At 61.2% G+C, this 13,784-nt stretch carries 14 protein-coding genes; 9 read left to right on the top strand and 5 right to left on the bottom strand.

Going from position 1 to position 13,784, the window contains the following annotated elements:
* Window position 1: 1 nt before the first annotated feature.
* From AC54AF_RS15365 to AC54AF_RS15340, 6 genes are all read left to right on the top strand, one after another.
* Window positions 2–1,315: a type II toxin-antitoxin system HipA family toxin gene (locus tag AC54AF_RS15365; RefSeq protein ID WP_496637223.1), complete on the top strand. Its 1,314-nt coding sequence runs from the start codon at window positions 2–4 to the stop codon at window positions 1,313–1,315.
* 414 nt (window positions 1,316–1,729) lie between these two features.
* Window positions 1,730–1,954 carry a hypothetical protein gene (locus AC54AF_RS15360; RefSeq protein ID WP_131688859.1) on the top strand — a complete coding sequence of 75 codons (225 nt, stop codon included), beginning with the start codon at window positions 1,730–1,732 and terminating at the stop codon, window positions 1,952–1,954.
* A gap of 66 nt (window positions 1,955–2,020) precedes the next feature.
* Window positions 2,021–3,211: a tRNA lysidine(34) synthetase gene (locus tag AC54AF_RS15355; RefSeq protein ID WP_496637222.1), complete on the top strand. Its 1,191-nt coding sequence runs from the start codon at window positions 2,021–2,023 to the stop codon at window positions 3,209–3,211.
* A gap of 269 nt (window positions 3,212–3,480) precedes the next feature.
* A complete protein-coding gene (locus AC54AF_RS15350; RefSeq protein WP_496637221.1) occupies window positions 3,481–4,566 on the top strand; it encodes a DUF455 family protein in 1,086 nt (361 codons plus the stop codon).
* Complete coding sequence (locus AC54AF_RS15345; protein ID WP_131688862.1) at window positions 4,563–5,321, top strand: nucleotidyltransferase domain-containing protein; 759 nt, start codon at window positions 4,563–4,565, stop codon at window positions 5,319–5,321. Before AC54AF_RS15350 ends, AC54AF_RS15345 begins: the two co-directional genes overlap by 4 nt.
* Before the next feature lie 73 nt (window positions 5,322–5,394).
* Window positions 5,395–6,564 carry an MFS transporter gene (locus AC54AF_RS15340; RefSeq protein WP_496637220.1) on the top strand — a complete coding sequence of 390 codons (1,170 nt, stop codon included), beginning with the start codon at window positions 5,395–5,397 and terminating at the stop codon, window positions 6,562–6,564.
* 6 nt (window positions 6,565–6,570) lie between these two features.
* On the opposite strand, the gene AC54AF_RS15335 is transcribed toward AC54AF_RS15340, so the two are convergent.
* Window positions 6,571–6,999 (bottom strand): hypothetical protein, encoded by a 429-nt coding sequence (locus tag AC54AF_RS15335; protein WP_496637219.1) that lies wholly within the window; start codon window positions 6,997–6,999, stop codon window positions 6,571–6,573.
* A gap of 287 nt (window positions 7,000–7,286) precedes the next feature.
* On the opposite strand from AC54AF_RS15335, the gene AC54AF_RS15330 reads away from it, so the two are divergent.
* Window positions 7,287–8,066, top strand: coding sequence for an acetoin reductase (locus AC54AF_RS15330; RefSeq protein ID WP_131688865.1), 780 nt, complete (start codon window positions 7,287–7,289; stop codon window positions 8,064–8,066).
* 65 nt (window positions 8,067–8,131) lie between these two features.
* Here AC54AF_RS15330 and AC54AF_RS15325 read toward each other — a convergent pair whose 3' ends face one another.
* Window positions 8,132–8,269 carry a hypothetical protein gene (locus AC54AF_RS15325; protein WP_496637218.1) on the bottom strand — a complete coding sequence of 46 codons (138 nt, stop codon included), beginning with the start codon at window positions 8,267–8,269 and terminating at the stop codon, window positions 8,132–8,134.
* 286 nt (window positions 8,270–8,555) lie between these two features.
* Here AC54AF_RS15325 and AC54AF_RS15320 point away from each other — a divergent pair, with 286 nt between their 5' ends.
* Entirely contained in the window at window positions 8,556–9,062 is a 507-nt protein-coding gene (locus AC54AF_RS15320; protein ID WP_496637217.1) for a GNAT family N-acetyltransferase, read from the top strand.
* Between the two features lie 6 nt (window positions 9,063–9,068).
* Here AC54AF_RS15320 and AC54AF_RS15315 read toward each other — a convergent pair whose 3' ends face one another.
* Entirely contained in the window at window positions 9,069–9,761 is a 693-nt protein-coding gene (locus AC54AF_RS15315) for a hypothetical protein (RefSeq protein ID WP_496637216.1), read from the bottom strand.
* A 386-nt stretch (window positions 9,762–10,147) separates the two neighbouring features.
* Here AC54AF_RS15315 and AC54AF_RS15310 point away from each other — a divergent pair, with 386 nt between their 5' ends.
* Window positions 10,148–10,894, top strand: a complete 747-nt coding sequence (locus AC54AF_RS15310; RefSeq protein WP_131688869.1) for a metallophosphoesterase family protein — start codon at window positions 10,148–10,150, stop codon at window positions 10,892–10,894.
* Here the strand turns inward: AC54AF_RS15310 and AC54AF_RS15305 are convergent.
* Both AC54AF_RS15305 and AC54AF_RS15300 read right to left on the bottom strand, forming a co-directional pair.
* Window positions 10,887–12,230, bottom strand: a complete 1,344-nt coding sequence (locus tag AC54AF_RS15305) for a sigma-54-dependent transcriptional regulator (RefSeq protein WP_077398169.1) — start codon at window positions 12,228–12,230, stop codon at window positions 10,887–10,889. The two genes, AC54AF_RS15310 and AC54AF_RS15305, sit on opposite strands and share 8 nt — an antisense overlap.
* Window positions 12,223–12,894, bottom strand: a complete 672-nt coding sequence (locus AC54AF_RS15300) for a sensor histidine kinase (RefSeq protein ID WP_496637232.1) — start codon at window positions 12,892–12,894, stop codon at window positions 12,223–12,225. Before AC54AF_RS15300 ends, AC54AF_RS15305 begins: the two co-directional genes overlap by 8 nt.
* Window positions 12,895–13,784: the final 890 nt, after the last annotated feature.

Raw genomic sequence — 13,784 nt, 5'->3', positions numbered from 1 at the left:
GATGCGTTTAGACGACTTGTACCTTTGGTACTTGGCTGACCCCGTCGCACCGTGCTACATCGGGAAATTAAAGCTGGTCTCCGCAGGCAAAGGCGTTTCATTGCATTACGGGAAAGATTGGCTGACCAATGGCTTCGCACTGAGCGAAGACTTGCCGCTCATCGACAACGAGGCCTTGCCACCTGGCCGCTTGGCGGCCGATGCGCCGCGCGCCGTCGGCGCGGTCGATGACGCGCGACCGGACCGCTGGGGCGAGAAGGTCATTCGCTTCGTGGTCAAACCTAAGCGCCTCTCCTTGATGGAGTACCTGTATTACGCCGGTGATGACCGATTCGGCGCGCTCGGAGTCTCTACGTCGTCGAGTACCTACAGTCCGGAAGCCGCGAGCCCACTTCCTCGGCTCGTTGATGTACAACAGCTCAGTGAGGTAGCGGCAAAGATTGAGGCCGCGGAGCCCATCAGCGCGTTGGAGGCGAAGATTATCCGCGCTGGCAGCAGCCTCGGCGGAGCGAAGCCAAAGGCACTTATCGAAATCGGTGACGAGCAGTGGGTCATCAAGTTTTTTAACGGAGAGCCCGTCGACACGCCGCTCATCGAGCATGCGACGATGACGCTTGCGAAGCGCGCGGGTATCACCACGGCCGAGACTCAGGTCATCTCCCTTGCCGGCGCTAACGCTATCGCTGTCCGTCGCTTCGACCGCGAACCGGGCCGGCGGATTCACAGCATTTCAGCGGGTACCGCCATTCGCGCGGCTACTACATCCGGCGAAGAGCCAGAAATGGGGTATCCCCAGCTAGCGCGTATTCTCCGCCGTGTCGGCATCACGCAAGACGACATCAACCAGAGGGATGCACGCGAGCTTTTTCGTCGCATGGTCTTCAATATCTTGGTCGACAACACCGATGACCACGAGAAGAACCACTCCCTGCTGGTCGTGAACCCGCTTGGGAATGGCCGCCTGAAGCTGGCGCCGGCTTATGATGTCCTTCCTACAAACTCGGGGCAGGGGTTCCAAGAGTTTATCTGCGGCGCCTATGGCCGAGATTCTACCCTCGAAAACGCGATGTCGCAGTGCGATGCATTTGGCCTGCTACCCAGGGAGGCGGCGGCCGAAGTTGTCGCCGTCATTGATATTGTGAACACTTGGCAGGAGCACTTCGAGCACGCCGGCGTGTCGAAGGGCGACATCATGAGCCTGGCCGAGCGTATCGACAACGAGGAACTCTTGACCCAGCGCGTCGGCTTCGACCAAGCCCGATTTCAGTCCGGGCCGACAAAGCGGAAGAGGACAAGTCCCTTCCGACCTGCATAACGCCATCACGTTCTCAGCGGGGCCTTCAGACACCTTGAGTACCAACATTCAACTTCTAAATTTCTGCTGAAATTGGTCGATTTCACTTACTCACCGCAAACTATCAACACTTAGTAGCGATAACCATGTTAATCCGAACACCTCGTTTTAACCGAAATGCCCTGCAAGTATTTGATTTGCAGGGCATTTTTCTTTGCGATGCGCGGGCGGGCACGTCCAGCGCACAGACAGGGACGCAATATTTTCCTGATGGAGAAAAACCGTTGTCGATACAGTTTACTGTCGAGTGGTGACAAAACGAGAGAATGTCGTAGATGAAAGCTTATAAAATAATCTACGCCGCCCTTTGCCGGTGGCCGGAATTGTGCATTTATTGCGGTTCCGAGCGCAGGTCCATCACTCAAGGAGAAACTTATGATTAGTAACACTCAAGTGGTTCATGGTACCGGGTCTTTCAACACCTCTGGCTATTCCCTGAAACGCGCCAGCCGCGACATCGCCCCTGCAAGCAATGTCGCCGTTGCCGCACTGGATATTGCCGCGCTGGAAAACAGCCGCATGCACGGCGCCGCTCCGAAATGTTCGCGCAACAACCTCGAGTGCATCGTCGGCCCGAGCACCGTGCTGTCGTCGATGTAATCACTGACTGTGCCCAAGGTGGTGCTAGCCGCTAGCCCACCTTGGGCTTTATCCGAGGGAGGCTCAATGAATCGAGAATTAATTGTAGTAACGACCCATGGAACATCCAGTTTTGACATCGGTGAGGATGAGCGCGTGCTCGATGCCCTGGCGCGCAATCATGTGCCTTGGACGGCGGTGGCGACCTATCTGCGCGATCCATCTGGCGCCTATAGCCTTTTTCCTTGCTTGAGTGAAACTGGCAGCGCGATCCCGCCGGACCGGCAAGTGTTTGCATTTTTTCAAAGAAATATTGATCCTTTCCTGCATACCAACAACACCTTGCAGGTCTCCCCGCCAGCCAACAATGAAGAAGCCGTTGCCGAATATATCTATGCCAACGGCGCGGCAAAGGGCGGCCCGAATATCCTGAAACGCCTCTCGTCGAATGAGTGCAAGCTGGCCGTGCGCGATGCCGTGGCACAAACGCTGCGCGACACCCTGGCGCCTGGCGACAAGCTGGTGGTCGGCGTGAGTGGCGGAGGCGACAGCAATGCCTTGCTGTATGCCTTGTCGCAATTTGACGAGTTTCCAATTGACATCCATCCGGTCATTATCGAAGGACCGGGCGAGTGGAATTCTGGCGTTCCGCGCGCGCGCGAGCTGGCGCAGGCCTACAATTTGCCGCTGACCGTGGTATCGGAAGAAGAATCGAAAGCGATACTCGGCGCCAGCGCTGGCGGCCTGGGCATCACGGACCGGTTTGCCCGGGAATTTCCGGACGATGACTTTGAGTTTCTTGGCACCCTGATCATCCGGCGCGTACTGACGAGCGTGGCCAAATCGCTGGACGCGAAATTTATCGCCACCGGCCTGAATTTCGAAGACTTGCTCGGTGAGATGTTCGCGATCATGGCGACGGAACGCCGTCTATTGCCCCTGCCGGCCCGTCCGATTGGCGACGTCACCCTGGTCTATCCCCTGTGGATGACGCCCAAGAAAATTATCGACGGCTGCTTCCCCACGTATTCATTTTCGAATTACGCAGACCGTTATCCGGGCTATGCGGAGGGACGCAACGCGTACTATTCGATGGCGTACTGGATGGCATCGGCTTTTCCCGGCCTGCCCGAGAAAATGTTGCGCTGGGCGGCAAAGGAAGGTTCTGCCGGCGAGACGGTGTTCCCTGTGGATGAGGTGCTGGGCTATGAGACGCTCGAGCCAGTGAACTGGGCGCTGCGGGAACGCTTCCTCAGGATGTTGCGCACCACCGCCTAAGTAATCCTCTGGAAATTATTATGAATTTATGACGAACAGAACCGGATGCTATGCAAGGCGCCCGCTGCGACGCAGTGCGAGCACTGCTAGCAGCGGGCAACGCCGCAGAGCGCCGGTTATGGAAGTCAGAAATCACAATAATTTATTGGGGGTTACTTAGCCTGCCGAGCAACCGCTGGCGCGCCTTGCCCCTGGGTTTCCTTTGCATTGCCGCGCACCACGGTTGTTCAGATGTTGTTGCTACTCCACTATCTACCGTTGGGAATGATATGTCCGTCATCAAAGAACACACGGCACACCTGGCTGCCGCCGCCCACGCCCTCACGGCCATCAGAAACGCCTCGGCGCACGCGCTGATCACGGAGCGCGAGGTGGCTGGCAAGATCGCTTGGTCCATGACCTTGCATGCGGCGCAGCAGGCGCTGTCGACGGTACAGGATTGCTGCCAGAGTTTTGCCCTGGGCGCGGCACCCGGCAATCCGCGTTGCGCGGACGAGGGCGTGCACATCGACGCGCATTTCGCCACCCTCCGGCACAGCATGCAGGCGCTCGCCTCGCTTGGCCTGTGGGCCAAGAGCGAACTGGCGGCACAGAAAGTCCTGTGGCTCCTGCCTGCCATGCAGAGCGGCTGCCAGCGCCTCGAAGGCCAGGTGCTGCCGGCCCTGTGGGATTGTCCCGAGCTGCCCGGGCGCCCCGAACAGCTGGAGATCGTCGACTACGTGCGCTATGAGCTGGACCGCGATTATCCGCGCAGGAAATTGCACCAGCAGATTTTCAATGTGGAAGTGTGCGCCGGCGAAGTGTGCGCCATGCTGGTGCTGCGATTCCCGGAGTTGCCGGGCGACGTGGCCGAATCGCTGACCTTGCAGTGCGCGGAAGAATACCGCCACGCGCAGCTGCTGCTGGGCGCATTGGCGAACGAAGGGGGCAGCATCGGCGAAACGCCGGTGTCCCTGGGCATCTGGAAAAGTTGCCGGGCGGCCCAGAATGCGGCCGACTGCATCGGCCTCGAGCAGGTGATCGGCGAAGGTTTTTCGCTGGGCGCCGACCTGTACTATGCCGAGCTGTACCGTGCCATCGGGCGCGCCGATATATCCCTGTTGCATGAATGCATTTATATCGACGAGGTCAACCACGTGAAGAATGGCCTGGCCAGTTTTCACACCCTGCTCGGTGCGCAGGCCGTGCAGCGCCTGCGCACGCTGGAAGAGTCGTCCAAGGTGAGCGTGATCGGCGGGCGGTTTTTCAATGCCGCCGCGCGCCAGTATGTCGGTTTCAGCGCGCCGGAAATCGAGCGCCAGCGGGGCCGTTCGCAAGCGGTGGAGTTACCTGATCTGCAGGGGATGATGGAATGAATTTCGACGCAGCCCGCCATTTGGTGGAACAACACATCCTGCCCGCCTATCCGCATGTCAAGGCGGCGATCATCGGCGGTTCCATCGCGCGCGGCCAGGGAACGGCTACCTCGGATATCGATCTTCTGCTCCTGTTCGAGAATGTGCCGCATGCCTGGCGCGAGACGCTCAAGCTGGGCCAGCAGACGGTGGAATTGTATGGCCATGACTTGCGCTCCTTCGATTACTTTTGCCGCAAGATGGATCGCCCCGGTGGCCGGATACCGATGGCGATGATGGTCATCGAGGGCAAGAATCTCTTGCCGCAGACGGGCGCGTCCGCCGCCCTGTACCAGCTGGCGCAAGCGATTTACGACGAAGGCCCGCCGGCGCTGACGCCCGATGCCCTGGCCAGCCGGCGCTATGAAATCACGACCTTGCTGGAAGACCTGGTTGACAGTACGGTAGCCGAGGAAACACTGGCGATCGCCACCAAGCTGTACGATGTGTTGGCCAATTTCGTGCTGCGGGCCGGGGGGGCATGGAGCGGCGTCGGCAAGCATCTGGCGCGCCGGCTCAGGGCCTATAGCCCGTCGATTGCAGATGACCTGCATGCCGCCATGCGCGCGATCCTGCTCGACCCACCCGCCGGCAAGCAGGCGTTTGGCGGCCTGGTCGCGCTTGCTCTGCAGCCGTATGGCGGACCCTTGCTCGACGGGTTTGCCTTGCATGCACCGGCGGAATGGAAGAGTGGCACACCAGCGCTTGCCGCCTGAGGCGGCTGGCACTGTGTTGATGCGCACGGTGCAGGGTCGGTCGGTACAGCTATTCGGTTTTCCGCTGGTCTTCATGACCGTCCTGATCGACGTCCTGTGCGCGGGACTGGTGGCCCCCGTCTTGCCGCGCCTGTTGCTGCAATTGACGGACAGTCCCGCCCAGCCTGTGTTATGGCTCGGTTATCTGGGGATGTTGTTTTCGCTGTCGCAAATGTTTGCCTTGCCACTGCTGGGGGCATTGTCGGACCGCTTTGGCCGGCGCCCCCTGCTGCTGCTGTCGAACCTGGGCGTGGCCGTGTATTTTTTCTGTCTGGCGGACACTGAAACGCTGGCCCAATTGGTACTGGGGCGTATCTTGTGCGGCATCACCGCCTCCAGCTTTGGCATCGCCTATGCATTTATTGCCGACTGTTCCGAGGGCGCCGCGCGCACCCGCGCCTTTGCCTCGATGGGGGCGGCGTACAGCATGGGACTGGTGGCCGGGCCGGCCCTGGGCGGCTGGCTGGGCAATATCGACGTGCGCCTGCCCTTCTACCTTGCCGGCTGGTTGTCGCTCGGTAATCTCCTGTACGGCGTGCTGGTCTTGCCCGAATCTTTGCCGCAGGACAAGCGCGTTCCCGTCAGCTGGCGCATGAGCAATCCGTTCGGTGCCGTGTTCGAGCTGGCCAGGCGTCCCGAACTGCGCTTCCTGACCCTTGCGTATTTGCTGGTGGCCAGCGCGCATTGGTCGATTTCCGTAGCGTTCGTGTTTTACACGCAACAGCGGTATGGCTGGGACTCCACCCAGGTCGGCTTGATGCTTGCCGTGCTGGCAGGCTGGGGCGGCGTGGCGCAACTGAAATGTGCGCCCTTTCTGATGGCGCGATACGGCCTGCGGCGCACGGCCATGCTGGCCTATGCCGGCTGCTGTACAGGCTTCCTGTGCCTTGCCCTGTCGCGCCAGTCGGCTGGTGCTTACCTGGCCATTTTTTTGCTCGGCGTGGGAGAAATGGCCAACCCGGCATTGCAGGGTCTGCTGACCAGCGCCGTATCGGCGCGGCAGCAGGGCTGGCTGCAGGGCGCCGTCAAGAGTGCCGGCAGCCTGGCGGGGCTGGCGACACCGGCACTGTTCGCCATGCTGGTCGCCGTTGATCCTGCCAGCCACGACAGCGGTGCGGCATTTGTCCTGGCCGCCATCCTCTTGCTGGCCGCGTGCCTGGCGATCGCCGCCAGCAAATACTCGGCTGGCAGCAAGCCGGCGTGATGTGGATCAATGCGATGCGGCTTCTTTGATGCTCATTGCCAGGCTGTAATTCGCTACCGCATTGCGCCGCGCCGCATTGCGCATCAAATACACCTGCACCGTGTACTCGCCATCGGCCGGCAATTTTGCCTGGTAACTGTTGCCGCTGGTCGAGCCGATGAACAGGGCTTCATCCTGGCCCTGCTGGCGGATGTTGAAGTAGTTCGATGGCTGATTGGTTTTCAGCTTGACGCTGAGGGTCTGGCCCGCCTTGCCTGACAGCGTGTATTCGGCCGTCGCGTAGCCCTTGATCTTGCCCTTCGCGCTATGTGCGGTTTTGCCCGCAATCAATTCCACGTTTTCCTTATGGACAGGGTCAGCGCTCCAGGCGGGCGTGGTCAAAAAGAGTGCTGCCAGCAGCAGGCAGGTGCGGATGGACGATGGACGGTGCAGCATGCGAGTTCCCCTTGGGATGTGGATCAAAACCAGTCAATGGCGACGCCGCCCATCTTACGCCAGCGGTCGCCAGTTGCCCGTACGACAGCGCCGATATGGCATGGCCGGGCACGGTTTTTTTCACCTTTCTTGACCTAGGTAGTTTTTTTCGCTGCGCACGTTTCAAGACGCGGCCAAATAGAGATTTCAGGTAGGCTGAAGCGTCTCTTCGATGCGGAACTGGCCGCGGACGCCGTGGCGTCGGACTGGTTTTGCAGCTCTTCTCCCTACACTGAAAGGAACGCAGCATGGGTATCTCCGGAAAAGTCGCACTGGTCACAGGTGCCGCGCAAGGCATCGGCAAGGCCATCGCCTTGCGCTTGGCCAAGGATGGCGCCGATATCGCGCTGGTCGACCTGAACCAGGAAAAACTGGACACGGCCGCCGCCGAAGTGCGCGCGCTGGGGCGCCGCGCCGTCACCTTCATTGCCGATGTGTCGCAACTGGATCAGGTGACCGAGGCGGTGGCGTTTGCCGAGAAGGAACTGGGTGGCTTCGACATCATCGTCAACAACGCCGGCATCGCGCAAGTGCAGCCGCTGCTCGATGTGACGCCAGAAGAGGTCGATCGCATCATGCGCATCAATGTGCAAGGTACCCTGTGGGGCATCCAGGCGGCCGCCAAGACCTTCAAGCAGCGCAAGCAGAAGGGCAAGATCATCAATGCCTGTTCCATTGCCGGGCATGACGGCTTTGCGTTGCTGGGCGTGTATTGCGCCACCAAGTTTGCCGTGCGCGCGCTGACGCAGGCGGCGGCCAAGGAACTGGCGGCTGACGGCATCACCGTCAATGCATATTGCCCCGGCGTCGTCGGCACGGACATGTGGGTCGAGATCGACAAGCGCATGGCCGAAGTGACGGGCGCCGAGCTGGGCGCGACGTATAAAAAATTCGTGGATGGCATCGCGCTGGGACGTGCCGAGACGCCGGACGACGTGGCGGGCCTCGTCTCCTTCCTGGCAGGGCCAGATGCGGATTACATGACGGGCCAGGCGCCGCTGATCGATGGTGGTCTTGTGTACCGTTGATGCATTGATCTTGCATAACAAAACCGGCCGCGCACGTATCGAAAGCGCGGCCGGTTTGCGTTGCATCAAGTGCGTTGCAGCAAGCCTGATTTGAAACTGACTTCCTTGCGGTGATCGCGCGAGACATGGTCGATCATCTTGTTGTACGGATCGACACCCGCCTCAAACGGTTTTTCCTTCACCGTGACCGTCACCATTGGCATCTGTTTTGTTCCGCTGTTTGATCGATAGCATGTGCAGCACTCTCCAGAGCTTGGGTCTAAAAGCCGGCAGACGGCAGCCTGCCGGTCTGTAAAAGGGGATCACCCTTGTTTTTCAGCCGCGATGGCGGACGTTGCTTGGAGAAAATAATATATAGGCAATTGCGAAAAAGTAATCTTTTTTGCGACCAACGGTGGAAATGCAGGGCTGAAAGACAGGAGAGACAGATGAGTGACGTGGTGCTAGACTCGCCAACTCAGCGACGCCAGGTGGCGGAAAGACGGGACTATGCCGGTACTACAGAACATGACATTGCGCGCCATTGCCCCTGGCGAAGAGGGCGCATTGGCGCAGCTGTTCCAGCTGTATTGCTACGATAATTCGGCCTGGAGCGGCGAGGCGCTGCTGGCCGATGGCCGCTATGATGTGTGCGATGCGGGGCTGGCGTCGTATGTGCATGCAGCGGGCCACACGGCCAGCTGGATCGTGGTCGATGGAGAGTTGGCCGGCTTTTTCATTACGGAGCCTGGCATGGCGGGTGAGCTGGCCGTGCACGAGTTCAGCGACTTTTTCATTTTGAAGAAATACCGGCGCCGGGGCGTGGCGCTGGAAGTGGTGCGCAGGGTGCTGCTGGACAGCGCGCAGACGTGGCTGGTGGCGACGTTTCGCGACGATGCCGCTGCCTGTGCGTTCTGGCGGCAGGCGTTTGCGCGCCTGCCGTTTGCCGGGGTCGAGGCGTACGACGATCCGGACTTGCCGCAGTTCCAGCTGACCTTGCTGAAACCGGCGCCTTGAGCGCGTTCAGAAGCGCACTTTCACATACGCCGACGGTCCCGTCAGGCGGATGTTCAGGTCGGCATCGCGTTCGCTGTCGCGGTGCAGCTTGATTTTCGACATGCCGTAATCGGCCACGAAGCCGATGTTTTTGAACGGAAACCATTCCACGCCGATATTGCCGCCGTAGATGTGGCCATTGATGCGTCCGCCATTTTTCTTGATGCCCGACGCTTCCGCATACATGCGCAAGTCCGGCGTGAAGGCGTGGCGCCAGCCCACTTCCAGCAGCGGCGCAAACGCGTGCTCGCTGATGGAATCGCGCGCCGTGGCCGTTTCGCCGTTGACGACGCCGGTGGCCGTGCCGTTCAGGCCGGCGTGGTAGTAGGCGGCGCCCAGGCCGATGCCGAAGGTGTCGTTGCCGCTGCCCAGCCACCATTTATAGGCCAGCTTGGCCAGGTCCAGCTTCAGATCGGCGTTCGCCGTGGCCGTGCCCGTGACGGGCTGGCCATTGATGAGGGTTTCGCCCGTCAGGCTTGGCGTGTAGGATTTGTCGTAGCGGTAGTAGTCGAATGCCAGGCCGTGGCGGTCGCCGATCAGCAAGTCCGCCTTCACGCGCGGGATGGTCGTGCGGCTTTGCTTCGATTCGGGCGCGTCGATGCGGCCAAACTGCGTGTCGGCGCCGATATTGATGCGCGGATCGGCGGAAAACGCGCCCACCGAGAGGCTGACACACGGTCCAGCGTGGGCGACGGTTCGGCCCGCGCCGTGGCCGCCGCCGTGGCAATGCCCAGCACGCCCAGCATCATGGCGCCGCGCAAGGCGAGGTGGTGCGGGCGTGGCGGGGACAGGCGGGTGGACACGGACATGGCAAACATGGGGCTACTCCTCAGGATAAAGTGAAAACTGCCGCGACGTCAGGGCGGCTGGCGTGATGCGGTAATGCAATGAGGAAATGGTAGCAACTGTGACATTTAGATCACGTAGCCGCACGTCGCAAATTACCGTCGGATTTGTCCTACCGTGTGTAACGGCTGGTACGCACACCGGCATTGCCTGCAACGCGGGACGCGGGCAGAATGGTGGGCACGAAAAGGAGACACCGCATGAGAATCGCTGCCATATCCGATATCCACGGCAACCTGGACGCGCTCGACGCCGTGCTGGCCGACATCGCCCGGCGTAACGTGGACGTCACCGTCAACCTGGGCGATATCGTCTCGGGCCATCTGCAGCCGAGCGCCACGGCGGCCCGCCTGATGGCGCTCGACTTGCCCACCATTCGCGGCAACCATGAGCGCCAGCTGCTGGGCGACCCGGCCCGCATGGGCGTCTCGGACGCCTATGCGCGCGCGCAACTGCCGCCGCAGCAACTCGATTGGATCGCGGCGCTACCCGCCACCTTGCGCCTGCGGCAGGACGTGCTGCTCGTGCATGGCACGCCCAGCAGCGACCTCGTGTATTTTCTTGACAGCGTCACGCCGCAAGGCAGCCGCGCCGCCACGCCGCAGGAGGTGGCCGAACGCACAGGGACGACGGACGCGGCCTTGATCCTGTGCGGCCACACGCACATGCCGCGCCAGGTGCGCCTGCCCGATGGGCGGCTGATCGTCAATCCGGGCAGTGTTGGCTTGCAGGCCTACGACGACGACCATGGCTATCCGCACGTGATGGAAAACGGCACGCCGCATGCGCGTTATGCCATCGCTGAACAGGACGCCGATGGTACCTGGACGGCGCAGTTGCACGCCGTGGAATATGACTGGGAAAAGGCGGCGCTGCTGGCGCTGGCGAACGGCAGGCCCGACTGGGTCGTGCCCTTGCGCACGGGCCGTGTTGGCGTGCCTACCTGAACTCTTCCGCCACCAGGTTGTATTTCTGCATCTTGTGATACAAGGTCTGTTTCGGCAAACCGAGCACTGCACTCACCTCGCTGACGTTACCGGAATAGGCGCGCAGTTCCTGTTCGATCAGCGCGCGTTCGAAGCCGTTGACCTGTTCCGCCAGCGACAGGGGACTGGCCAGTCCGGCCGCCAGCAGGCTCGAGGCGCCACCGGCGATGCCCAGCACGAAACGGTCGGCGATATTGCGCAGTTCGCGCACATTGCCGGGCCAGGAATGGGCCATCAGGTTGCGCATCTGCGCGCTGGAGACGACGGGCGCGGCGCGGTTGTAGCGGGCGGCGGCGGCCAGCACGAAGTGCTCGAACAGGATGGGAATATCCTCGCGCCGTTCGCGCAGCGGCGGCAGATGCAGCACGATCAGATTCAGGCGGTAGTACAGGTCGCTGCGGAATTTCTGTTGCTGCGACAAGTCTTCCAGGTCCAGCTTGGCCGCCGCGATGACGCGCACGTCGACGGGCGTGGGCACGTTCGAGCCCAGGCGCTCGATATAGCGTTCCTGCAGCACGCGCAGCAATTTGACTTGCAGGGACAGGGGCAGGCTTTCGATTTCATCGAGGAAAAAAGTACCTTGATCCGCGTGCTCGATCTTGCCCACCTGCCGCTTGGCTGCGCCCGTGAATGCGCCCGGTTCATGGCCGAAGACTTCGCTTTCAAATATGCTTTCAGGAATCGCGCCGCAGTTGACGGCAACGAAGTTGTGCTTGCGGCGGTGGCTGAAGTCGTGCAGGCAGCGGGCCACCATTTCCTTGCCCGTGCCCGTGTCGCCATAGATCAGCACGTCGGCCGGTTCGTCGGCAACGTCGAGGATCAAACGCCGTATGTCGCGCATCGCCACGGAATTGCCCAGTAAGCGCGCTTCGATGCCGCCGCCGTCTTCGAGCTGGCGGCGCAGGCTGTGCACTTCCAGGGTCAGGCGCCGCGTTTCCAGCGCGCGCAGGATGACGTCGACCAGTTGCTCGGACGAATACGGCTTTTCGATGAAATCGTAGGCGCCTGTGCGCATGGCGTGCACGGCCATCGTGATGTCGCCGTGGCCCGTGACGAGGATCACGGGCAGGTTGGCATCGAGCGTCTTGACCGCTTGCAGCAATTCCAGGCCGCTCATGCCGGGCAGGCGCACGTCGCTCACGACGATGCCGGGGAAATCCGGCGTCAGCAGTTTATAGGCCAGCTCGGCCGAGTGAAACGCCAGCACGTCCAGGCCGGCCAACTGCAGTGCCTGTTCGCTGCCTTCGCGTACGGTGGGGTCGTCCTCGACCAGCAAGACCTTCAAGCCGTCAAACATGTTTTTCCTCCTGCGTTGCAATCTGTAGTTCGATGGTGAAGATGGCGCCGCCACCGGGGGCGTTCTCGGCGCGCAGCACGCCACCGAACTGGCGCGTGATCTGTTCGGAAATGGCCAGCCCCAGGCCCAGTCCCAGGCCTTGCGGTTTTGTTGTGAAGAACGGTTCAAACAGGTGTTCGCACACTTCCGTCGACAGGCCCGGCCCCGTGTCGGCCACATGGATCAGCACATGCTCCGGCGTGCATGCGACGGACACGCGCAGGCTGCGCACGTCGCTGCCGTTCATGGCGTCGAGTGCATTCGCATACAGGTTCACCAGCACCTGCTCCAGGCGGTTGCTTTCGCACATGGCGAAGATGTCTTCGGGCGGTAGTTGCAGGGTGAAACGCACATTTTCCACCTGCAGCCGGCGTTCGACCAGGAACAGGGCATTGCTGATCGCCGTGGGAATCGAGACGGAGGTCAGGCTGGTCGTCGACTTGCGCGCAAAAATCTTCAATTGACCCGTAATGGTCCCCATCCTGGCCGCAATTTGCGAGATCTTCGCCAGGTTGCGTCGCGCATCGTCGAGCCGTCCCCGTTCCAGCAGGATGACGGCATTGTCGGACATGGTGCGCAGCGCCGTCAGTGGCTGGTTGAGTTCATGCGTGATGCTGGCGGACATTTGTCCCAGCACGGCCATCTTACCTGCTTGAAACAGTTCGTTCTGCGTGATGTGGAGTTTCTGCTCGGCCTTGCTGCGCACGTCGATTTCCTGGCTCAGGCTTTGCGTCATGGCATTGAGTTCCGAGGTGCGCTCCTCGACCATGGCTTCCAGGTTGTCGTAGGCATGTTGCAGATCTTCGCGGGCGCGCAATTTTTGCGCCACGGCCGCGCGGCGCTGGCGCAGGTAAAAGAACAGCAGCATGAAAAAGCCCAGCAGCACGCAAGAGAAGGCAGCCGCCGCGCGCGCGCTGGCCTTGGCCTGCGCCAGGTCGGACAGGTAAATAAAAGTCCAGCCTTGCGGCGACTTGAGCTTGATCTGCGTCATGACGCTCGAACTGATCTTCGGTGGCGTGTCGGCATGTTCCTGCTCGCGCACGCTGATCACGCGGGCCCCATTGCCCAGCTGGCGGTCCGAGACGAAGGGGATGGCTGCCAGCTGTTTTGAGTAATACTGGCGCGTGCGGTTGAGCTCTTCGACGATCGCGGGCGACAGCGGCGCCAGGGTCTTGTACTTCCAGTCCGCCATGGAACTGAGGAAGATCACGCCGTGCTCGTCGGCCAGCATCACCTTGTCGGCGCCCTGCACCCAGCGTTTTTCCAGGGTTTCCAGGTTCACCTTCACCGTTGCCAGGCCCAGCATGTGGCCATTCTGGTAAATGCCGTGGGCAAAGAAGTAACCGGGCTCCAGCCGCGTCGTGCCGACGCCATAGAAGCGGCCTGGCGTGCCCCGCAGCGCGTCCTGGGCGTAGGGGCGGAACGAGATATTGTCGCCAATAAAGCTGTCGGGCTGCTGCCAGTTGCTGGCGGCCCGCGTGTTGCCGTCCAGGTTGCTGATGAAAATGGTCGACG

The organism is Janthinobacterium sp. JF4, assembly GCF_059617925.1.
The sequence above is the reverse complement of the archived record's forward strand: the minus strand, read 5'-3'. Positions and strand labels throughout refer to the sequence as shown.

Bases quoted from the DNA above. Each gene is read 5' to 3' on its own strand.
- AC54AF_RS15365 (WP_496637223.1), top strand. From the start codon at position 2: ATGCGTTTAGACGACTTGTACCTTTGGTACTTGGCTGACCCCGTCGCA.
- AC54AF_RS15360 (WP_131688859.1), top strand. From the start codon at position 1,730: ATGATTAGTAACACTCAAGTGGTTCATGGTACCGGGTCTTTCAACACC.
- AC54AF_RS15355 (WP_496637222.1), top strand. From the start codon at position 2,021: ATGAATCGAGAATTAATTGTAGTAACGACCCATGGAACATCCAGTTTT.
- AC54AF_RS15350 (WP_496637221.1), top strand. From the start codon at position 3,481: ATGTCCGTCATCAAAGAACACACGGCACACCTGGCTGCCGCCGCCCAC.
- AC54AF_RS15345 (WP_131688862.1), top strand. From the start codon at position 4,563: ATGAATTTCGACGCAGCCCGCCATTTGGTGGAACAACACATCCTGCCC.
- AC54AF_RS15340 (WP_496637220.1), top strand. From the start codon at position 5,395: ATGACCGTCCTGATCGACGTCCTGTGCGCGGGACTGGTGGCCCCCGTC.
- AC54AF_RS15335 (WP_496637219.1), bottom strand. From the start codon at position 6,999: ATGCTGCACCGTCCATCGTCCATCCGCACCTGCCTGCTGCTGGCAGCA.
- AC54AF_RS15330 (WP_131688865.1), top strand. From the start codon at position 7,287: ATGGGTATCTCCGGAAAAGTCGCACTGGTCACAGGTGCCGCGCAAGGC.
- AC54AF_RS15325 (WP_496637218.1), bottom strand. From the start codon at position 8,269: ATGCCAATGGTGACGGTCACGGTGAAGGAAAAACCGTTTGAGGCGGGT.
- AC54AF_RS15320 (WP_496637217.1), top strand. From the start codon at position 8,556: ATGCCGGTACTACAGAACATGACATTGCGCGCCATTGCCCCTGGCGAA.
- AC54AF_RS15310 (WP_131688869.1), top strand. From the start codon at position 10,148: ATGAGAATCGCTGCCATATCCGATATCCACGGCAACCTGGACGCGCTC.
- AC54AF_RS15305 (WP_077398169.1), bottom strand. From the start codon at position 12,230: ATGTTTGACGGCTTGAAGGTCTTGCTGGTCGAGGACGACCCCACCGTA.
- AC54AF_RS15300 (WP_496637232.1), bottom strand. From the start codon at position 12,894: ATGTCCGCCAGCATCACGCATGAACTCAACCAGCCACTGACGGCGCTG.